Annotated in this window: 1 pseudogene; it reads left to right on the plus strand. The window is 38.6% G+C overall.

The annotated features are described in order from the left end of the window. A pseudogene (locus tag E4T68_RS10040) lies at nt 1-264 on the plus strand (hypothetical protein); the annotation flags it as partial.

Raw genomic sequence — 264 nt, forward strand, 5'->3', positions numbered from 1 at the left:
AATTCCCACCGGGAACAACAGTAACAGTGGAAAAAGACGGTACAGCAACCATTACATATCCAGACGGAAGTAAAGATGTTATTCCAGGCACAGATTTAGTGAAACCATTAAATCCAACAGACGCAGAGAGAATAACCCCAACAGTACCAGAAAAAACACCAGTAAAAGATGTCACAAACTTAACTGATGAAGAAAGAAAAGCTGTAGAAGATAAAATTAAAGAAGTCAACAAAGACAAATTCCCACCGGGAACAACAGTAACAG

This window comes from Granulicatella sp. WM01, from assembly GCF_004570605.1.
Taxonomy (GTDB): Bacteria; Bacillota; Bacilli; order Lactobacillales; family Aerococcaceae; genus WM01.